Origin of the sequence: Arthrobacter sp. RIT-PI-e (genome assembly GCF_001187915.1) — a bacterium.
GTDB lineage: Bacteria > Actinomycetota > Actinomycetes > Actinomycetales > Micrococcaceae > Arthrobacter_D.
Genome location: NZ_LGIU01000044.1, coordinates 1 through 20,265, shown reverse-complemented (window position 1 = coordinate 20,265; position 20,265 = coordinate 1). Strand labels below are relative to the sequence as shown.

19 protein-coding genes are annotated in these 20,265 nt (G+C 67.3%); 10 read left to right on the top strand and 9 right to left on the bottom strand.

The window, feature by feature from the left end; all coding sequences use genetic code 11:
- Positions 1 to 9 precede the first annotated feature (9 nt).
- The 4 genes from AC792_RS05325 to AC792_RS17890 form a co-directional block, all read right to left on the bottom strand.
- Positions 10 to 1,302, bottom strand: coding sequence for a hypothetical protein (locus AC792_RS05325; RefSeq protein ID WP_235436401.1), 1,293 nt, complete (start codon positions 1,300 to 1,302; stop codon positions 10 to 12).
- Positions 1,303 to 1,370: 68 nt separating this feature from the next.
- Positions 1,371 to 2,135: a glucosamine-6-phosphate deaminase gene (locus tag AC792_RS05320; protein WP_049829535.1), complete on the bottom strand. Its 765-nt coding sequence runs from the start codon at positions 2,133 to 2,135 to the stop codon at positions 1,371 to 1,373.
- A complete protein-coding gene (locus tag AC792_RS17895) occupies positions 2,132 to 2,668 on the bottom strand; it encodes an ROK family protein (protein ID WP_082177474.1) in 537 nt (178 codons plus the stop codon). The genes AC792_RS05320 and AC792_RS17895 overlap by 4 nt, the downstream gene beginning before the upstream one ends.
- Positions 2,568 to 3,053 (bottom strand): ROK family protein, encoded by a 486-nt coding sequence (locus tag AC792_RS17890; protein ID WP_082177473.1) that lies wholly within the window; start codon positions 3,051 to 3,053, stop codon positions 2,568 to 2,570. Before AC792_RS17890 ends, AC792_RS17895 begins: the two co-directional genes overlap by 101 nt.
- Before the next feature lie 222 nt (positions 3,054 to 3,275).
- Here AC792_RS17890 and AC792_RS05305 point away from each other — a divergent pair, with 222 nt between their 5' ends.
- The 6 genes from AC792_RS05305 (at position 3,276) to nagA (ending at position 10,573) form a co-directional block, all read left to right on the top strand.
- Positions 3,276 to 4,445, top strand: coding sequence for an ROK family transcriptional regulator (locus tag AC792_RS05305; protein ID WP_049829532.1), 1,170 nt, complete (start codon positions 3,276 to 3,278; stop codon positions 4,443 to 4,445).
- A 79-nt stretch (positions 4,446 to 4,524) separates the two neighbouring features.
- Positions 4,525 to 5,850, top strand: a complete 1,326-nt coding sequence (locus AC792_RS05300) for an extracellular solute-binding protein (RefSeq protein ID WP_049829531.1) — start codon at positions 4,525 to 4,527, stop codon at positions 5,848 to 5,850.
- Between the two features lie 82 nt (positions 5,851 to 5,932).
- Positions 5,933 to 6,889: a carbohydrate ABC transporter permease gene (locus AC792_RS05295; protein WP_049829530.1), complete on the top strand. Its 957-nt coding sequence runs from the start codon at positions 5,933 to 5,935 to the stop codon at positions 6,887 to 6,889.
- Positions 6,886 to 7,812 carry a carbohydrate ABC transporter permease gene (locus tag AC792_RS05290; RefSeq protein WP_082177472.1) on the top strand — a complete coding sequence of 309 codons (927 nt, stop codon included), beginning with the start codon at positions 6,886 to 6,888 and terminating at the stop codon, positions 7,810 to 7,812. Before AC792_RS05295 ends, AC792_RS05290 begins: the two co-directional genes overlap by 4 nt.
- 2 nt (positions 7,813 to 7,814) lie before the next feature.
- On the top strand, positions 7,815 to 9,425 hold the full coding sequence (locus tag AC792_RS05285; protein WP_049829529.1) for a beta-N-acetylhexosaminidase: 1,611 nt from the start codon (positions 7,815 to 7,817) through the stop codon (positions 9,423 to 9,425).
- Positions 9,422 to 10,573 carry an N-acetylglucosamine-6-phosphate deacetylase gene (nagA, locus tag AC792_RS05280; protein WP_235436399.1) on the top strand — a complete coding sequence of 384 codons (1,152 nt, stop codon included), beginning with the start codon at positions 9,422 to 9,424 and terminating at the stop codon, positions 10,571 to 10,573. The genes AC792_RS05285 and nagA overlap by 4 nt, the downstream gene beginning before the upstream one ends.
- Positions 10,574 to 10,654: 81 nt before the next feature.
- Here the strand turns inward: nagA and AC792_RS05275 are convergent, their stop codons facing one another.
- Both AC792_RS05275 and AC792_RS05270 read right to left on the bottom strand, forming a co-directional pair.
- Positions 10,655 to 11,062 carry a VOC family protein gene (locus AC792_RS05275; RefSeq protein ID WP_049829528.1) on the bottom strand — a complete coding sequence of 136 codons (408 nt, stop codon included), beginning with the start codon at positions 11,060 to 11,062 and terminating at the stop codon, positions 10,655 to 10,657.
- A gap of 704 nt (positions 11,063 to 11,766) precedes the next feature.
- Positions 11,767 to 12,411, bottom strand: a complete 645-nt coding sequence (locus tag AC792_RS05270; protein ID WP_049829527.1) for a hypothetical protein — start codon at positions 12,409 to 12,411, stop codon at positions 11,767 to 11,769.
- A 176-nt stretch (positions 12,412 to 12,587) separates the two neighbouring features.
- On the opposite strand from AC792_RS05270, the gene AC792_RS16245 reads away from it, so the two are divergent.
- Positions 12,588 to 13,412, top strand: coding sequence for a LuxR C-terminal-related transcriptional regulator (locus tag AC792_RS16245; RefSeq protein ID WP_235436406.1), 825 nt, complete (start codon positions 12,588 to 12,590; stop codon positions 13,410 to 13,412).
- A 220-nt stretch (positions 13,413 to 13,632) separates the two neighbouring features.
- On the opposite strand, the gene AC792_RS16240 is transcribed toward AC792_RS16245, so the two are convergent.
- Together AC792_RS16240 and AC792_RS05265 are read right to left on the bottom strand one after the other, a co-directional pair.
- A complete protein-coding gene (locus AC792_RS16240) occupies positions 13,633 to 14,370 on the bottom strand; it encodes an alpha/beta fold hydrolase (protein ID WP_082177470.1) in 738 nt (245 codons plus the stop codon).
- 655 nt (positions 14,371 to 15,025) lie between these two features.
- Complete coding sequence (locus AC792_RS05265; RefSeq protein ID WP_082177469.1) at positions 15,026 to 16,042, bottom strand: LacI family DNA-binding transcriptional regulator; 1,017 nt, start codon at positions 16,040 to 16,042, stop codon at positions 15,026 to 15,028.
- Between the two features lie 136 nt (positions 16,043 to 16,178).
- Between AC792_RS05265 and AC792_RS05260 the strand changes: the two genes are divergently transcribed.
- Positions 16,179 to 16,823, top strand: a complete 645-nt coding sequence (locus AC792_RS05260) for a LacI family DNA-binding transcriptional regulator (RefSeq protein ID WP_082177468.1) — start codon at positions 16,179 to 16,181, stop codon at positions 16,821 to 16,823.
- Between the two features lie 66 nt (positions 16,824 to 16,889).
- Positions 16,890 to 18,137, top strand: a complete 1,248-nt coding sequence (locus AC792_RS05255) for an MFS transporter (RefSeq protein WP_049829524.1) — start codon at positions 16,890 to 16,892, stop codon at positions 18,135 to 18,137.
- Between the two features lie 210 nt (positions 18,138 to 18,347).
- Here AC792_RS05255 and AC792_RS05250 read toward each other — a convergent pair whose 3' ends face one another.
- Entirely contained in the window at positions 18,348 to 19,064 is a 717-nt protein-coding gene (locus tag AC792_RS05250) for a TetR/AcrR family transcriptional regulator (protein ID WP_049829523.1), read from the bottom strand.
- A gap of 89 nt (positions 19,065 to 19,153) precedes the next feature.
- Between AC792_RS05250 and AC792_RS05245 the strand changes: the two genes are divergently transcribed.
- Positions 19,154 to 20,023, top strand: a complete 870-nt coding sequence (locus AC792_RS05245; protein ID WP_049829522.1) for an SDR family oxidoreductase — start codon at positions 19,154 to 19,156, stop codon at positions 20,021 to 20,023.
- Positions 20,024 to 20,265: the final 242 nt, after the last annotated feature.

Here is a 20,265-nt window from a genome sequence, read left to right as displayed (position 1 = left end):
GACGAACAGCTACTTCCGCTGCAGCACGAAGGGGTTGTGGTCCAGCGCCGCCATCAGGTACCAGGCCGTGGCGCCGGTGTGGGGTGCTGCGTAGTAGAGGTCCCCGAAGCCCGTATCCAGTCCGTCGTTCGAGGCGGCCACGATGCCCCGGCCGTCGGCGTTGAGGGCGGTGGTCTGTGCTGCCTCGATGGAGGTCAGCAGCACCGCACGGAGGCCCCGGTCCCGCCGCGACTGTCCCAGGGCGAGCGCCAGGTGCGCGGAGCCCTCGAACCACACCTTGCTCACGTCTGCGTTGCTGTAGCTCGAGCCGGTAAAGGCGCCGTCCGTGACCAGGAGGTTGTCCACCACCCAGCTCACCGACCGCCGGTACCTCGGATCCCCCGTCGCCAGTGAGGCCCAGGTCTGGACGTCGGCCGGCAGCGGGAAGCGGTTGATGGTGGAGCCGTCCTCGGTGGTGCCCGTCCAGATCTTGCCCGTGGCGTCGTCGTACATGGCCCGGACGAAACCGAAGGCGATGTCCGCCCGCTGCGCCCACACCCGGTCCCCGGTGACGCGCGCCAGCATGGTGAAGAAGGCCCCGATGTCGATGTTGTGCTCCGTCGCCTTGAAGGTGAACGCGATGTCGTCGCCGCTCCGGCCCCCGGTGTACCCGGCGGGGAGCCGCTGCTCGTCCAGGGTCTTCTCCTGGATCCAGGTGGCCGAACGCAGGGCCCCGCGCAGGTAACGCTGCTCCCGGGTGCGCTGGAAGAGCTGGGCCATGGCCATGCCGAACCACGCCTGGTTGCCGGTGTTGGCCGCGGGCGAGCCGATCTGCGGGCTGCCGTCCCGGGTGATGAAGGGGTCCGGCTGGTAGGAGGCCCGCGTCCGTCCGTCGCCCACCGGGTCGTTGTCCTGTGCGTACAGCAGCGTGTCGGCGAGGACCCGGGCGCGCGCCAGTTCGGCGGAACCGCCGGAGGCGAGCCACGCGAGGATGGTCAGCGCGTTGTCGTAGGTGAAGGACGAGACGAAGCCGATGGAGGCGAAGAAGCCGCCGTCGTAGCTCTGCGGTAACCGCAGGGTGGACCCGGTGCCGTACTGGTCGTGACGCGCTGCGAGGAAGGCGTACGCCGCGGTGATCGACGCCGCGGACACGGGGTCCTTGGCGGATCCGCGGCCGTTCCCGGGCGAGGCGGGTGCGGCGACGGCGGGTGCCGCACCGAGCCCGACGGAGCCCGCCACCAGGGCTGCGGAGCCCCAGGCGAGCAGCATGCGGCGGGACGGTCCCTCGGCGGAGCGGGGCTGGGTGTGGTGGTGATCGGTCATGATTCTTCCTCACTTCGCGTGTCAGTCGGACTGAGCGGATGATGCATGGTGGTGGCGCTGGAGAGGTTTCAGTGCAGGGCGTGGTCGCCGTGGCGGGCCGGGTCGAGGAGGGACGCCGCGGCGGTGTCCAGGACGAAGGTCACCCGCGGATGCGCCTGCAGGGCACTTGCCGGGCAGGTGGGATCCGGCGTACCGGACACCGCGCGTGCCACGGCGTCCGCCTTCGCCTCACCCGAGGCGACGAGCACGATGCTGCGCGCCTCGAGGATGGTGCCGATGCCCTGGGTGATGCACCGCTCCGGGACGTCGGCGAGGGACGGGAAGTAGCGGGCATTGTCATTGCGGGTGGAGGGCATGAGCTCCGCGACCCGGGTCCGCGAATCTGCCGGTGTGCCCGGTTCGTTGAAGCCGATGTGCCCGTTGGAGCCGATGCCGAGGATCTGCACGTCCACGCCTCCCGCGGCGCGGAGAGCCGCCTCGTAGCGCCGGCATGCGGCGCCGAGATCCTCCGCCGTACCGTCCGGCACGGCGACCCGTGACGGGTCCAGACCCAGCCGGGTGGTGACCTCGCGGTCCACGACGGACCGGTAGCTCTCGGGATGATCGGCGGGCCGCCCCACGTACTCGCCCGGGGCGGGGGCCGGCGCGCGGCCCAGACCCAGCCGCCCCGCCGGGCCCCGCCGCTCCAGGGCGGCGTAGACGGGAAGGGGTGATGAGCCCGTGGCCACCCCGAGGACGGGTGCGTCCCGGACGCCGAGCCCGGCGATCACGAGTTCCGCAGCTGCGTCCCCGACGGCGGCGGCGTCCGCCACGATCCGCACGGAGACGCTCATGCGATCACCTGGGGTACGCCCGCGCCGACGGGGGGCGCGAGCAGCGCGGCGCCGATCGCCGCGACGGGCGTCCCGGCGTCGAGCACGGAGACATGATGGCTCATGTGCAGGGTGGCGAGGAAGGGTGAATCCGCCTCCCAGCTGCGCAGGGTGGAACGCACCGCGTCCACCAGTGGCCGACCCACGCGGGTGAGGCCACCACCGAGGATCACCGCTTCCGCCCCGACGGTGGGCGTGAGGATCCGGACGGCTGCGGCGACTCCCGTGACCAGTCCGTCCCGGGCGCTGACGGCCCGGCGGTCACCGGCAGCCGCTGCCGAGAAGAGGGCCTGCCCGCGGTGTTCACCGTCGTAGGGCCAGAGCCGGGCGAGGGCGGGCCCGGAGGCCGCGGGCCCGAGGCGCCCGCGCGGCCCGCAACTGCACGGCGCCCCCTCATCCCGAACGGCGGGGGGCCGATCCCCCCGCCGCCCCGCCGGCGCCCCGCCAGAGGCTCCCGTTCCCCGCGATCCCCGCCGCGAGACCGGTACCCACATTGAGATACCCCACGACGCCGTGCAGACCCGGCGCATGGGCGGCACCGAGGGTCGCTGCATTGACGTCGTTCTCCACGACCACGGGCAGTCCCATGGCCGTACCGACGGCTGCGGCCAGCTCGAGATCCTCGATACCGAGATTCACCGAGTGGCGCACCCGCCCGGTGACGGCGTCGACGATGCCGGGGACCCCGATCCCCACCGATTCGATGCGGGTGCGGGGGAGGGCCTCGGCGGACACCCGGGCGACGGCCTCCGTGATCTGCGCGAGGACGGCGTCGATCCCGAACCCGGTGGGGAGTCGTGTCTCACCGACCACGGTGTTGCGGCTGTCGAGTGCCACGGCGTGGATCTTCGTCCCGCCCACATCCAAACCAAGACGCATCTGTGCCCTCCAGGTCGGGCCTCGCTCCTCGTGAGCGCCCCGCTGATTTGTCAGTAAAGCTTACAAAGTTACGTTGAAGCAAGGGTCACTTTTTTGCCGGATTTCCTGTTCATCGCTCCATAGTCGAAATGATGGTGATCAATCTCTGGTGCTTCCAGGATTAGTTTGGTAGGTTCCTTTACTAATTCGCCTGTGACGGCGCTCACCCAGGAGTTGACAGTGATGACGGATCCCACCGAGCAGACGGTGAACCGGGTGGTCGCTGCGCCACGAACAGAGGGTCCGCGCCGGGGATCCACCCCCGAGGACAATCGCCTCCACAACCGCGCGCTGATCCTCCGGTCCCTGTTCCACGCGGGTGCGGTCAGCCGCGCGGACCTCGCCCGGAGCACCGGGTTGACCCGCACGAGCATCTCCGCCCTGGTGAACGACCTCGCCTCGGAAGGGCTGATCAGCGAGCTGGGACTGCGCGACGACTCCCGGGTGGGGAAGCCCGCCAACCTGGTGGGCCTACGGTCCGACGCCTACAGCATCATCGCCGTGGACCTCTCCGCCGATGACCGCTTCACCGGCGCCGTCCTCGACCTCTCCGGGGCGATCGTGGCACGGGAGGAGATCGACGGCGGGACCAGCACGGGGGAGGATGCGGTGGAGATCGCACTGGAGCTGTGCGGACGGCTCGCCGCCGCCGCTCCCCGCCGAATCCTCGGGTTCGGCGTCAGTGCCCCCGGCATCATCACCCCCGACGGCGTGGTCCTCGAGGGTGTGTACCGCGACTGGACCGACCTTCCACTGGCAGCACGGATCTCGGAACGCTTCGGTGCTCCGGCGCATGTGGGCAATGACGCGAACGCCGCGGCCCTGGGGGTCCGGACCTACGACCGGGATGCGGCCAACAGCCTCCTCGTGGTCCACCTCGAGCACGGGGTGGGTCTGGGAGTGGTCATTGACGGCGTACTCGTGCGCGGCGAGCGCTTCTCCGCCGGCGAGATCGGCCACGTCACCGTCGACGAGCTCGGTGACCGCTGCGGCTGCGGTCGGCGCGGGTGCCTGGAGACCGTCATCGGCACCCAGCACCTCACCTCCCGCCTCGCGGGGGAGGCGCCGCACGACGTCGGACGCCGGGACGAGATCCTCGAGGACGCGGGGCGAGCACTGGGGCAGGTCCTGGCTCCCGTGGTGAGCACCCTGAACCTCAACGACGTCATCGTCACCGGGCCGGCGGACCTGCTCACCGGCCCCTTCGAGTACAGCGTGCTACGGACTCTGCGCGCGCGCACCTTCCCGAGCATCCACGAAGGCCTGCGGGTGCGGATCGCCGACACCAGCCGACCCCTCATCCTCCTCGGTGCCGCAGCCCTCGTGCTCAGCGCAGAGCTCGGCATCACCTGACCAGCTCCACCTCAGCCACCCTGTCCACCCAGTTCCCCTCCACCGCGGTACACCCGCTCATCCGATCAGGAGACACACCATGCGACACACCCGGATCACCGCCGTGACAGCCCTCGGTGCAGCAGCGTTGCTGGCACTGAGCGGCTGCTCGTCCTCGGCATCCTCCACCGGTTCCGGTGAGCCCGCCGCCGTACCCAGCGCCGAGGGCGAGGGGCAGACCGTGACGGTCTGGATCATGCAGGACGACTACACCGACGAGACCCTCGAGGCGATCAACACCCGCTTCACCGAGGAGACCGGCGCCGACGTGGACATCCAGGTGCAGCAGTGGGACGGCATCACCACCAAGATCAGCACCGCGCTGGCCACCTCCACCCCGCCGGACGTGCTGGACATCGGCAACACGCAGGTGGCCGGGTACGCGGCCAACGGCGGCCTGCTCGACCTCACCGCCTACGAGGACGACCTCGCCCAGGGCCGCACCTGGCTCGGCGGCCTCGCCGACCCCGCACGCGTGGACGAGTCGCTCTACGCGGTCCCGGGCTTCGCCGGGGCACGGGCGGTCATCTACAACAAGGAGATGTGGGCCGACGCCGGGATCACCGAGGTGCCTGAGACCTTCGAGGACTTCACTGCCGCGCTCGACGCCGTTGCAGCTGCGAACACCGAGCCCGACTTCTCCCCGTTCTACTACCCCGGCCAGTACTGGCAGTCGGCCATGCAGTTCGTGTGGGACGCCGGCGGGGAGATCGCCGTCGAGGACGGCGGCACCTGGAACGGTGACATGAACAGCGACGCCGCCGTCGAAGGGCTCCAGGACTTCGCCGACTTCCAGAACACCTACTCCAGCCCCGCCTCGGCGACCCTGGACAACCAGACCCCCAGCCAGGGGCAGGTGTTCGGCGACGGCAAGACCTCCGCGATCCTCAACACCGGTGGTGGCATCAAGGGCATCACGGACGTGAACCCGGAGATGACCGCGGACATGCTCGGCACCTTCCCCTTCCCCGGGAAGTCGGGAGAGCCGCAGCCGGTGATGATCGGGGGCTCCGACTGGGCCATCCCGGCCCGCAGCCAGAACAGTGAGCTGGCCCTGCAGTGGATCAAGATCGCCTCCGGCCCCGAGATCCAGGACGACTACGTCTTCGGCGTGGACGGCTGGATCCCCAACAGCACCGAGGCCATCGAGGCCGCACAGGCCACGGAGCTCCCGGAGCACCAGGCGGGGTTCTTCGAAGCCGCACTGAACTCCAAGGCCACCCCGGCGGCGGCCACCTGGTCCACCATCGAGGGCGACCGCTCCATCAACGATCTCTTCTCCTCGATTGCCTCCGGCTCCAAGCCAGTGGACGAGGCCGCCACCCAGTTCGACGACCACCTCGACTCCGTGCTCGGCGCCAACTGATCCTGCACCCCCGGTCGGCGGCCACCGGACACCGTCCGGTGGCCGCCGACCACCACCTCACCCCAGGAAAGGGGCAGCCGTCATGAGTACCTCGACAGAACGCCCTGCCCCTCGCACGGGAACCGAGGGCACTCCGCCCCGGCCCCGGAAGCGACGGCAGCTCGCACCCGCAATCCTGTTGACCCCGGCCGGGCTCGTGATGATCGCGGTGACGGTGCTGCCCATCATCCTGCTCGTCGGCATCTCCTTCACCGACTTCAACCAGCGCAGCCTCTTCACCGGGACCTACAGCGGCGTCGGCGTCGAGCAGTACACGCGGGTGTTCACCGACCCGGACTTCTGGCTCTCCTTGCTGCGCACCATCCTCTTCACCGCGGCGATGGTGATCGGCAGCGTGGTGATCGGCATGGCGGTGGCGGCCCTGATGACGCGCCTCGGCCCGCCCATGCGCTATGTGGTGACCGTAGTGCTGATCTGCGCCTGGGCCATGCCCAATGTGGCGTCGTCGATCGTGTGGACCTGGCTGTTCCAGCCCGGCTACGGGGTGCTCAACTGGCTGCTGACCCGCCTGATGGTCTTCGGTGACATGACCGCCACCAACTGGGCCCAGGACCCCCTCCTGTCCGCGGCGAGCATCTGGGCGCTCATCGTGTGGCAGGCCGTCCCGTTCATCGCCCTGACCCTGTACGCGGCGCAGATTCAGATCCCGATCGAGTACTACGAGGCCGCTCGCCTCGACGGCGCCAGCGAGTGGACCATCTACCGCGGTATCACGCTGGTGTTCCTGAAGCCCACGCTGCTGCTGATCACCATCCTGTCCATCATCTGGGACTTCAACGTGTTCAACCAGATCTGGCTGATCTCCCGCGGTGGCCCCGACAGCGCGACCACCACCCTCGGCGTGTTCACCTACCAGACCGCATTCGTGGGCTTCGACCTCGGTGGCGGTGCTGCGATCTCGGTGATCAGCACGGTCATCCTGCTGGGACTCACCGCCGTGTACATCCGCAACCTCATCCGGTCGGGAGAAGACCTATGAACCTCACCACCAATGCGCCGCAGGCCCCTGCGACCACGCAGGACGCCCTCACGACGATCGGACAGGCGCCGGACCTCAAGCAGCCACGACGACGACGCAGGCGTCCCGTCCGGTGGGTGAGCAACACCATCGCCGTGATCTTCTGCATCGTGTGGATCTTCCCGGTTTACTGGATGGTCAACACGGCGTTCAAGCCCCGCAGCGAGATCACCACCGCCACACCCCACTTCCTGCCGAGCGCGCCCACCCTGGACAACTTCGTGCTGGCCATCACCGGGACCTCCTTCCTCACGAACCTGGTCAACAGCCTGATCGTGGTCGCCGGGACCGTGGTGCTCTCGGTGGTGGTCGGGTTCTTCGCCGCCGCGGCGCTCTCCCGCTTCCGGTTCCGCGGGCGCAGGGCCATCATGGTCACGATCCTGGCGGTCCAGATGCTCCCGGGGGCGGCCCTGCTGATCCCCACGTTCCTCATGTTCAATGCCGTGAACCTGCTCGGGACGTTCCTGGGTCTGATCCTCGCCTACGTGGCGGCGGTGCTGCCCTTCTCCATCTGGGTGATGCGCGGCTTCTTCATCGCGATCCCCCTCGAGATCGAGGAGGCCGCGAAGATCGACGGCGCCGGCACCACTCGCATCCTCTTCAGCGTGCTCTTCCCCCTCGTGGCCCCCGGAGTCATCTCCACCAGCATCTTCGCCTTCATAGCCGCCTGGAACGACTACCTCGTGGCCTACACGTTCATGCGGGACCCGGGGATGTACACGCTGCCGGTCTGGCTGGCCTCCTTCACCACCCCCACCACGGGCACCGACTTCGGTGGCCAGATGGCGGGCTCCGTGCTGATCTCGCTGCCGGTCATCATCTTCTTCCTGATCATCCAGCGCAACCTCGTCTCCGGCATGTCCGCCGGGGCCGTGAAGGGATAACCATGCTGCCGCTCCCCACCTCCACCACCCCGGCTCCGACCGGCAACCCGTTCCTCCTCACCGGGACAACCGCCATCACCGCCCCCGAAAGTCTCACCGCGGTCGCCCTGCTGCTGCAGGCGGCGCTGCGGCCGGCCACCGGACTCGAGCTGCCCCTGCGGACCGAAGGCTCGATTTGTCTGGAGATCGACGACGCGCTCGCGGAGGAGGGCTACCGGCTGGTGGTCGACGCCGATTCCGTGCGCCTCACCGGGGGATCCGCGGCGGGTGTGTTCCGCAGCGTGCAGACCCTGCTGCAGCTGCTGCCGGCGGACATCCACCGGCGGGCCGCCGTCGAGGGCGCCTCCAGGGCCGTCGCGCCGGTCACCATCGAGGACACGCCCCGCTTCGGCTGGCGTGGTGCCATGCTCGACGTCGTCCGCCACTTCCTCCCGAAGCACGACGTGCTGCGGTTCATCGACCTCATGGCGCTGCACAAGCTCAATACCCTCCACCTGCACCTCACCGACGACCAGGGATGGCGTGTGGAGATCCTGCGCTACCCGCGCCTCACCGAGGTCGGCGCGTGGCGGCGGGAGACGCAGGTGGGTGCGGACCCCGCATCGCCGTCCGACGGCCGGCCCCACGGCGGTTACTACACGCAGGCCGACATCCGGGAGATTGTGGCCTACGCCGCCGCGCGCTTCATCACCGTGGTCCCGGAGATCGAGACACCGGGCCACGCGCAGGCGGCCATCGCCGCGTACCCCGAGCTCGGGGTCTCCGGGGAGCCGATGGAGGTCTTTACCCGCTGGGGGATCAACCCCACCGTGCTCAACGCCGAGGACGCCACCGTGCAGTTCTTCCGCAACGTGCTCGAGGAGGTCATGGACCTCTTCCCCGCCCCCTTCATCGGGGTCGGCGGGGACGAGTGCCCACGCGAGCAGTGGAAGGCCGATCCGCGCACCCAGGAGCGCATGGCAGAACTGGGTCTGAAGGAGGAGGCGGACATCCAGTCCTGGTTCATCGGCCGCCTGGAGGAGACCGTCACCGCCCGCGGACGGCGTGTGTTCGGGTGGGACGAGATCCTCGAGGGGGACCTCTCCACCGACGCCGTCGTCGCCTCCTGGCGCGGGATGGCCGGCGCCCGTGCAGCGATCGCCCGGGGCAACGACGTCGTCGCCTGCCCGGACGACCAGGTGTACCTGGACTACCGGCAGTCCGAGGACCCCGGGGAGCCCATCCCCGTGGCGATCCCGCTGACCGTCTCCGACGTATACGCGTTTGCCCCCGTCCCCGAGGGACTGACGGAAGCCGAGGAGCGCCACGTCCTGGGAGGCCAGGCCAACATCTGGACCGAGCACATGGACAGCCCCCGCACCATCGACTACTTCGCCTTCCCCCGGCTCTGCGCGGTGGCCGAGGTGCTGTGGTCCGGCCCCGGCGGTGCGTACGACGACTTCGCCGACCGGTTGCAGGACCACCTGCCCCGGTTGGACGCGCTCGGGGTGGAGTATCGCCGGGAGTCCGGGCCCCTGCCCTGGCAGCAGCGGCCCGGAGTGCCCGGCCGGCCCGCGTCACGTGAGGAGCGGGAGGCGCACATCGCCGAACTGGTCGCCACCATCACCTCGTGAGCACGTTCGTCCTGACGGACGTCCGTGCTGTCAGCTCGTCCATGCGGAGCACCGGTACCTGGATCCGGTTCGACGGCGACACGATCGCCGGCGTCGGGACCGGGACGCCGCCGCACGCTGACGAGGCGGTGTCCGGTGGCGGACGCCGGGTCACACCCGGATTCATCGACCTGCACTGCCACGGCGGGGGAGGGCGGTCCTTCGACGGGACGCGGGAGGACATCCACTCCGCGCTCGCGGTGCATCGTGTGCACGGGACCACCCGCTCCGTGCTGAGTCTCGTCTCGGCGCCGATCGAGGACCTCGTGGACAGCCTGCGGGTCATCGCCGCACTGGACGATCCGCTGGTGCTCGGAGCACATCTGGAGGGACCGTTCCTCGCGCCCACCCGGCGGGGTGCGCCCGACGCCTCGGCCCTCCCCACCCCGACACCCGCCGTCGTCGACCGGCTGCTGGAAGCCGCCGACGGGTGCCTGCGTCAGATCACCCTCGCCCCCGAGCGGCCCGGGGCGCTCGACGCCATCGAACGGTTCACGCGAGCGGGCGTGGTCTGCGCCGTCGGGCACACCGAGGCCGACGCGGATGTGACCCGTGCCGCCGTCGACCGCGGTGCCCGCCTACTCACGCATGCGTTCAATGCGATGCCGGGCCTGCACCACCGTTCCCCCGGACCGCTGGGTGTCGCTCTCGCCGACGAGCGACTCGTCCTCGAGCTCATCGTGGACGGGGTGCACGTGCATCCGGATGTGGTGCGCACGGCCTTCGCGGCGGCACCGGGCCGTATCGCGCTGGTGAGCGACGCGATGTCTGCCGCAGGGTGCTGTGACGGCTCCTACACGCTCGGTTCTCTGCCCGTCCTGGTGCGGGACGGGACGGCCATGCTCGACGACGGGACACTCGCCGGTTCCACGCTCACCCTGGACAGCGCCCTGCGCACTGCCGTCGAACTGTGCGGGCTACCCCTACCGGCAATGGTCGATGCGCTCACATCCGTCCCCGCGGCGGTCCTGGGCCTCGAGGCGACGTTCGGGCGGATCGCTCCCGGCTATGCGGCCGACGTCGTCCTCCTCGACGATGATGACAGCGTTGCCGCCGTCTACGCGGCGGGGACGCTCGTGGAGGCCAGCCGGACATCGCGTCCGGTGTGAGGGGGAGTCTCTCGGTCGCGAGCCGTCCGTGCTTTCCGCCCACTCGACGGAAGCTGTTCTCGTAAAGGCCTCGACACGGCTTCACGCGACGAAGATGCAGAACGGGTGACCGGCCGGATCGGCGTACACGTACAACGGCTCGTCGGGGTCATCTGATCGGTCCAGGAGGAGTTCGGCTCCCAGCGCCAGTGCCCGGGAGTGCTGGGTGTCCAGTGCCTGCTGATCGGGAACGGTGAGGTCGAGGTGCATCTGCATGGGGACGTCGGGTGAGGGCCACGTCGTCCGCTTCAGTTCGTCGACCTGCTGGAAGGCGAGGACCCGGTTGCCGTGACCGTCGGTCAGGACCAGCCAATCGGCGGCGTCATCGGTGCCTGAGGGCTCGTCTCCCGGGCGGTACCGGAGGCCGAGAAGCCGGCGGTAGAACTCCGCCAGTCCTCGCACGTCGGTGGTGTCGAGGACCGTGTGGAGTAGCTGAGGGAAGTCCGTCATGGGTCGAGACTAGTGATCCTCGGCGCGTACCTTCATGGCACCCACATCGTGCACTGGTCATAGGCGGCACGTCATGTAGGCGCTGTGAGGGTCCTCGCGGTAGGAGCCGAAGGGTACGCAGGTGGTGAATCCGTATCTCGCGTAGAACGCCCGCGCCGGTGCGGAGAATTCTCTGGACCCCGTTCCCAGGGAGATGCATCCAACCTAGCGGGAGGCCGCGTCGGCGAGCACGTGCTGCAGCAGCTGGGCTGCGATCCCCCGACCTCGGAGCCGGGGGTCGGTGCGCGTGCTCTTGAGTTCTTCGTGGTCCGCAGTGAGGGCGTAGCTGGATTCCTGTGAGCAGTCCCACTCTCGTGGCGGGGGGCGGCGCGGAGTCGCCGTTGCTGCGGGGGACTGCACGGCGGTGTTCGCGGCGAACGACCAGATGGTGTTGGGATCCTGCGGGCCCTCGCGGAGAAGAGGGTGCGGGAGAGTACTGCGGCGGTCAGCACGTCCAGTTCCGCTCTGTACCAGGTCCTCACCTTCGAGCCATCGATCCGTCGGTAGTGACCGATCGATGGCGCATCAGTGGTGTTCGGGTGCAGTTCTGTGCAGCATGATGATCGATATCCGGCGACGATCGGCCGGCCCCGTACTGTCTTCCGGGGCCGACCGATCGATCGTCAGGTGGTTGCAGGGCTCAGCACTCCGGGCGCGGTGTGCTCCTAGCGTCCGTTGAGGAGGGTCTCGCTGCAGTCCTTGTTGTCCTGGCCCGTCTCGGTGTACCCGGTGGGGGTGCTGATGGTGACGTCGTTGATGTACCAGATGTAGTGACCGGCCAGCTGTGAGGAGTAGTTGACGCGGATGCGTCCCTTCTTCTCGTGAATTTCGGCACCGGCTGTCAGGGTGGCCTTCCGGCCCGGCTCGACGTGGATGGTCGACGCGTTGGTTTCGGTGACGGTGTGGTTCCAGTTGTACTCACCCGACAGGCCTCCGGTGAAGAAACTCTTCACCGCGCTGGCGCTACCGCCGATGGAGCCACCGGAGGACCATGACTCACTACCGGTCAGGGCTTGGTCGATGACGCCGCGGTCGGCGGTGCAGTTGGTGACCGTGTCCCCGACGGCTTTCCAGTCCTTGTAGGTGGTGCTGCTTTCCTCCTCGAAGGTGCATCCGTCCAGGAACATGGTCCAACCGGTGCCACCATGGTTCCACCCTGAACCATCGCAGTCCTCGGTGAGCTGCTGGATGGTAGGGGCTTCCTCATCTGCGTAGGCCGCGGAGACGGGACTCAGTAGCCCTACGCCGAGCGCTGCGACGGCGGTGATGATTCCGGTTCGTGAGCCGATCTTCTTCGTACGATTGGACATGCTCTTCAACTCCCCTTGATCCGTTCCTGCGTACCCGGTGGCACCTGTTCCACCCTTCTACCTCGCGGCCTGCGCCACAACGCCTGGAACGGATGCTTAGCCTTCCGGCCAATGATCTGTGATCGACCTAGACTCGGGCAGGGGGACGGACTACATGAAGGCGAGTAGTGGACACGATGGGTTTCCTGGTGGACCGCAGTAGTGAGCTCGAGACAGCACTCCTGCAACCGCAGAACTTCGAACCGACCCACAGCGGACAGTGGTTGGCCCAGCGGTACCAGGAGATCGTGCCGCTGATCCTGCCCGATGTCCTGAACTGCCTGGACACGGGGGAACCACTGTCCAGGAACAGCGTCGAGGTGGTGCGCGGATCAGCGCAGGCAGTGATCGTGGCGGATGTACCGCTGCGTACTGTTCTCCACGGCGGCGTTCCAGCGTTGCGCGTTTTCAGCGCGTTCCTGAAACCCCACCATTCACACCTGTCGACCGCGGAACTGTCCACGATCCTGGGGCGCGCGTCCCTCGTCGCAACGGAACTCGCCGCTTGTTGGGCGCAGGCCTGGTCAGAGCTTCATCGATCCGGGACGCCCTCCACCGAGGTGTCCGCGGTACCACCCCGGGGAACACGTGGCGTGAAGAACGCCGATGCAGGTGCTACAGATGACTCGGTAGCGACCCCGTTGGATCTCGTGCCCGTACCGGGTCACCTGGACGGCGGTGACCTGAACATGGTGCTCCTGGCCGCCCAGGGACACTCGAACCAGGAAATAGCCCATGCCACCGCCTACAGCCCCCAGGCAGTGAAATGGCACCTCGGCCGGGTCATGCGGTTGTGGAACGTCCGCAACAGGGCAAGCCTGATCACCACAGCACTGCTCCGCGGTGCTCTACGTCCCCGACCAGCACTGACCTCAGCACCTCGACCCACACCCTCGGTTGACCCTTCCACGACCTCCGGGACACCCCGAGAACCTTCTGCTCCGGTCGGACGAACCCGGTGAACACCACCGGCATCTACGACGTCCGCAGGCTTTCCCACCGCATCGGCCAACCGGCAGCACCCAGCTGGGCGCAGCGTTGCAGTTGAAGGACACCTCAAAGCACCAGCGCAGAAGTGACGGAATCGAGCGGATCCCGATTCACGAGGGACTGGAGGACTGAGGTCTTTCAGACCCGAGGAGTCACGTACGCGAGGAGTCGTCGTGGTGAGTTCCTGTGGGTTCAGGGTTGGAAGGAGCCGATGATGGCTGTGGCGCTTCGGTGGGGTGCTTCGAGGTGCATGTCGTGGTGAACGCCGGGCAGACGGCATACACGCCAGCCGTGGTTTCGGAGTTCGGTCGCGAGATCATCGGGAAGCACCGCCGGGGACTCATCGGAGAGGACGATCGTCGAGGGGACAGCCGGCGGTGCCACCGGTAGAGGGTTGTGAGCCACGTCTTTGAAGACGATCGGTGCCATGGCCGCGTCGAAGGCGGAACGGGATCGGGCGAGGGACGCGCGAATCTCGGGGGAGTAGCCGGCGCGCACACGAGCACCACGACGGGCCTGGACCAAACCGGCAACTCCCAGGCAGAGCGTAGGGGCCAGCCAGAACAGTCGCCCGGTAACCCCGGTGGTGGGGAGGTTCAAGCGGAACCCGGGGTCCAGGTAGACCGCTCGTGCTGGTTGAAGTCGTTCAACGGCTCGGACCAGGACCGAACCTCCCAGGGAGTGACCGACAAGAGCGTCGAGGCCTGTCGGGAGGGATTCAGCGAGATCGCCGGCGAAGTCCTCCAGGGTGTAGGAGGAAGCGCGAGCGCTCTCACCGTGGCCACGGAGGTCAACGGTGGTCACCGTGTACTGCCCAGTTTCCAGGAGGTACCGAGTCACTGGCTGCCATAGCTCGCTACTTCCACCGAGACCATGGACGAGCCCTATACGTCGTGATCCCGTGCCGGTCGTGGTCGTTCTCAGACGCATGCAGACCAATCCCTTCCACCCGTAACCTTCCCTGCATGAAGCCTTCCATACCCGGCGGCTCGTCATCACCGATGAGTGCGGGTCCGGGGATCGGCGTCTGGTTGGCGCTTGCGTCCTGATTCTCCATCGGGCCCGACCACGGTGTCTTCACTGCGCAAGGCGGGTTCGTCCTACATGGCTGTCCGGTCATGATTCGACGTACCGGTCGTTCCGGGATCATCGACGGCCGCGCCCACACCGAGAAAAGCGCCGGCCAAGGAGTTACCTCACGCTCCACGGTGGCCGGGAGGAAGCCCGCGAACGGGCCAAGGGATGAAGCGGTATCGTTCCGGACGACAAGCCAGGTGCGTCCAGCGTGCAGTGATCCGGCGTCGGGGTGTGGCACTTGGGTGCGCCCTGCGCCACCTCGGCGATCGGGGTGCCGCTCGGATCGATCGCGCGGCGACGTCGGGCGCTCATGCGTGGAGTTCCGGCGACGTCGTAGCCGACCTCGACCACTGCCCGGGCCAGACGTGCCCCACAGGAGCCGGCACCCCCGGCCGCCCACGGACAGGCCGTGTCACCGTCCTGCTTCGGCATCCCCAGGCACGTACGCGGGAGATCCCTACCGCGGTAGTGCGGGCGCTCCCTCGGACGTGTCCCGCTGTGAACGGATCTAGCTGGAGCCCCTGAGGGTGAGCTCGTACTGCAAGGTCCGGGAGGCGCCGGCTCCGGAGACTGCGGAGCTACTCACGATGTCATCGAGCAGTTCGATGGCGTGACGTGCGAGTTCGGTCTTGTCGATAGCCAGGGTCGTGAGTTCCGGCGTGACCATGGCTCCGACGGCGAGCCCGTCAATTCCCATCACCGAGATGCTCTCGGGTACCTGGACGCCCGAACGGCCAAGCCCTTTGAGGGCCCCGATCGCAAGGATGTCGTTGTAGGCGAGGATCGCATCCATCTGCGGGTACCGCTCCATCAGCGTTGTCGCAGCTGTGATACCTCCTGCGAGGGTTTCCTCGACCCGAACCTCCGAGTCCTCCGTCCACGCAAGATCGTGCCGCACCAGGTAGTCCCGGTAGGAGTCACGTCGTAGGGAGTCCATCTGCAGGGTGTCGATCATGGCAATGTGTCGGCGTCCCCTGCCGACCAGGTGATCCAAGGCCCGTACTACCCCGGCACGATGGTCGATGCTCACATAGGCGTCGAAGGCATCCTCCGATGATCCGTCGAGGATGACGGTAGGGATCCCCACAATCGACTGCTTGAACGTGCTCACCGGTATCGCGCCCACGCTGCCGCCCTGACAGCCGGTGATCACGAGGGCATCGACCCGACGAACGAGTGAGGTGAGCTGGGCCGATGCGCTCTCCATGCTCTGTCCGACATCGCACAACATCACGGTCCAACCCCGCTCACCGGCGATCCTGCTCAGAGCCGAGGCAAGCTCAGGGTAATAGGGATTCTGCAGGTCCTCCACAACGAACCCGATCGTCGTCTCCCGGCCCCGGACCAGACCCTGTGCCGCCCGATTGGGCCGGTACTTCAGGGTCCGCGCAGCCTCGATGACGCGCTCCCGCGTCTCAGCGCTGATGTCAGGCAGCCCATTCATCGCCCGGCTCACCGTCTGCCGCGACACCCCTGCAACCCGGGCAACATCCACGATGGTTGCCGGTCGCGAGGTGTTTGCCATGCTTCCTACCCTAATGCTAGCGTTCCGTGAACGTGACCGGGAACGTTCACGGAATGCTGATCAGCGGTCGTCCGCTGTCAACGGCATTTTCTCCGATGTCGTCGTCGTGGGTATCCAGGGAACATGAGGGGGTCGTGTGGTTCGTCGAACCCGTGAACTCCCGGGTGTTGCGTCGGGTGCCGCACCGCGGGAGGGGACTTCCCGCCCTCCGACGCTTCGTGATGTGGGACGGCTTGCCGGCGTGTCGGCACAGACGGTCTCGCGCGTGGTGAACAACCAGCACCTGGTGGCCAGTGACACGCGCACCGCTGTTCTGCGTGCGGTGGCGGAGCTGCACTACCGACCGAACCGCGCAGCGCAGACCTTGGTCACGCAGCACTCACGACTGATAGGGCTCGTCATCGCACAGGACAATGACCACGGCGACGCGGCGGCCGCGATCCAGGCGGTCGATTTGGCCGCTCAGCGTCGGGGCTACGCCGTCATCATTCGCCATGTCCCGATCGAGGCTCCTGCTGTGACCACCGGGCAAATCGGTCTGCTCCTGAATCAGGGGGTCGAAGGCATCATCGCGCTCTTCGCCTCGACGCGGCTGAGACAGGCACTGACGACGAGTTCCCCACAGGTCCCCATGGCCTACGTCGAGGCCGCGGACCAGCAGCTCGGATCCGCGCCGGTAAGTCCATCTCACCAGGAAGCACCCTACGAGACGGGGGCTCGAGCGTCTGTGGAGCAGGTCCTGTCACCTCGTGGTCCGTCCGAGAACCTACCGGCCACGTAGCGAACCGGATACTGCCGCGCATCTGCACTCCCGCAATGTTCCACCCAGACATCGGAAAGGTCCTCCATGGTCCTCGCACGTCCCACTCAACCAGCTCCTCCTCGCGATGCGTCCCGGGCCAGAGTCGCTGTCTCCGTGCTGTTCTTCACCAACGGCGCCATCTTCGCCAGCATCCTTCCGCGCTACCCGGAGATCAAGGACGCGCTCGGGCTGACGAACACCGCTTTCGGGGCTGCGGTGGCCGCCTACCCACTCGGAGCACTGCTGGCCGGCCTCACTGCCGGAGTGCTGATACGCCGGTACCGCTCCTCAAGGGTCGCAATCGTCTCGACGTTCGCCGCCGCAGCGGGCATTCTCCTTGCCGCGACAAGCCCGAGCTGGGCCATCCTCGCCAGTGGTCTGTTCATCGCCGGGGCCATGGACTCCATCACCGACGTCGCCCAGAACTCGCACGGCCTACGTGTGCAGAAACTCTACAAGCGGTCCATCCTCAACTCCTTCCACGCCGTCTGGAGCATCGGAGCAGTCATCGGCGGTGCGTTCGGCGCCCTCGCCGCCGGACTCGGTGCACCCCTGGCCCTACACCTCGGAGTCACCGCGATCATCTTCAGCCTGGCGGCCGCCGGTGTCTACCGTCTCCTCCTGACCGGACCAGAACCCCACCACCTCGACGCAAGCACCGACACTCAGACCGACACCGGCTATGACGGGAACCATGCTGAGGGATCCACTGACCGGAAGCGCGCCGGTACCACCGGTAAGTACGCGATTCTGGCTGCTCTGGTGATCATCGCTTCCTCAGGGGCCCTCGTGGAAGATGCGGGAAGCTCTTGGGCGGCGATCTACCTCAGCGGATCTCTTGCCGCTTCGTCCTTCGTCGCGGGACTCGGGTTCATCGCGTTACAGGGCATGCAGTTCATCGGACGGCTCTTCGGCGACCGCCTGGTCGACCGGTTCGGCCAACGACTCATCGCCCGCATCGGCGGCATCATCGTCCTCATCGGCATGGGTGCCGCCCTGCTCCTCCCGAGCATCCCCTCGACCATCATCGGGTTCGGCCTCGCCGGCCTAGGAGTCGCAACGCTCATACCAGCGGCGATGCAAGCAGCCGACGAGCTTCCCGGCTTCAGGACCGGCGCCGGGCTGACCATCCTCAGCTGGCTGCTCCGCGTCGGATTCCTGGTCTCACCACCGGTCGTCGGGGCGATCGCCGACACCACAGAGCTCCGCTACGGACTCCTCGTCGTACCCCTGGCCGGACTCTTCGTCATCGTCCTCGCCCGCGTCCTGACGACACGTGAGCACGTCGAATGATCACGCCGCGAAGGACCCGTCACGGCACTGTCCGGTCATGAGCGCCACGCGGAGGAAAAACTCGAACGCGATCTCACCCCCTTTCCCTACAACGGCATGCCCACGGTGGATGAGCCGCTCCGCACCAGAATCATGCCGCTCTCGGCTCGGCGTACTTTGGTGCCCTGTTCTTGTTGCGGTGTCTTCTCCGCTGATCTTCGGGTGCGTCGATCAGTGCTGTTGTGCTGTCTGGATGGATCGTTCCAGCCATTCGAGCATGAGGGATCGTTCCGCGGTGCTCAGGCCGGGTAGTTGCGGGACGACGGTGGCGAAGGTGACGGTGGTCGAGGTAGTGCTGTCCGTCTTGTTCTTCGCTGATCGTGGCCGGGTGATCCGGGTGAGCACGGCGTCAAGAAGAGCGTCTGCAAGCCCGAGGTCTCTCTTCTCGGGAGGGGTTTCGAGGAGGGCCTGGACGGCGCCGGTACCAGCGGCGTGGATCATGTCGAGGGCGCGTCGCTCACTGACGTGCAGGAGACCAGCGGTAGCGAGGCTGTGGATGCGGGCCTGAAGCACCTTGATGCCCGCTTCGATGGCGGGGGAGGTGCCGTGGCGGGCGTTCATCAGTCGGATGAGCTCCGGGTTCGACAGGCCGAAGTCGATCTGTGCGTGCCACCCCGATCGCAGTGCTTCCACCGGATCCTCGTCCGCATGGGCGTGTGCTGCTTTGCCTGTGACATGACGTGCCATGACGTGCTCCGCTACTGCATCGAGCAGTCCGTCCTTGTCGCCGAACAGACGGTAGATCGTCGGGGGCTGCACGCCCGCGGCGTCCGCTGCCCGTCGAGTCGTGACTGCAGCGGCCCCACCTTCTCGAAGCAACCGGGCAGCACTTTCGATGATGTGTGCGCGCAGCCCGGCGCGTGAGGAAGCCTCTGCATCGATCGTCATGAACCAATGATATCAAAGTCTTGATTCCGGCGGAAACGAAGCCTATGGTCAACACATCCATTATCAATGAAAACAACAGAGGTATATCAATGATCATCATCACTGGGGCGACCGGGAACCTCGGTAGCCGCATCGTGGACCACCTCCTCGAACGGGTGCCCGCCGAGACGGTAGGGGTCAGTGTGCGGGACGAGTCGAAGGCGGGAGGGCTCGCAGCGAGAGGAGTGCGAGTGAGGACGGGGGACTTCACCCGGCCGGACACGCTCACACGCTCCTTCGAGGGCGCCGACCAGGTCCTCGTCGTCTCCGCCGCCATCCGTGGAGGAGGAGCTTTCGAGGCGAACCGTGCCGCTATCGACGCCGCGCTCGCGGGAGGTGCCTCGCGGATTCTGTACACGAGCCACCAAGCGGCTTCACCGGACTCGTTCTTCCCACCCCAGAGGGTCCATGCCGCGACCGAGGAACACCTCGCGCAGCAAGGAGTACCTTTCCTCGCCCTCCGGAACGGCTTCTACGCCAACTCCCTCGGCATCCATCTCGACAGCGCCCTGGCCACCGGGCAGATCGCGGTTCCCGACGACGGCCCCGTCTCCTGGACCGCGCACGAGGACCTGGCCGAAGCCGCCGCAATCGCTCTCACCAGCACTGACACGATGACCGGCATCTCACCGCCACTGACCGCATCAACCACCCTCGACCTCGCAGACATCGCCGAGATCCTCACCCACCTCACCGGCCGCACCATCACCCGGGTGACGATGAGCGACGATGAATGGAAGGCCGCGGCGATCGATCGTGGACTACCCCCCATGGTCGCCGACTTCTCCCTCGACATGTTCCACGCCGCTCGACGAGGCGAGTTCGATGTCGTGAACCCGACCCTCGAAACCACTCTCACGCACCCACCCCTGGCGGTTGAGCACACACTCGAGCAACTCCTCCGAGAAGCGCGACCGTAGCGCTCTCACGATCAGCGAAGCGGTGGGGGCTTGAACCATGCCCATGTGGTCAGGAGGCCCGAGGACGACATCATGCGAGGTGCATGCTCGGGAATCCCGGCCTTGTCGAAGCGTCGGGGTCTGTCCGATAAACGGTGTGTGGGGTCCGGCGTTTTCATTAGTAGTTGGTCTTCTCGAAGCGTCCTGCGAAGGTGATCGCGAACGCGTTCAGGGCGGGCTTCCACCTCATGACCCAGCGTGCT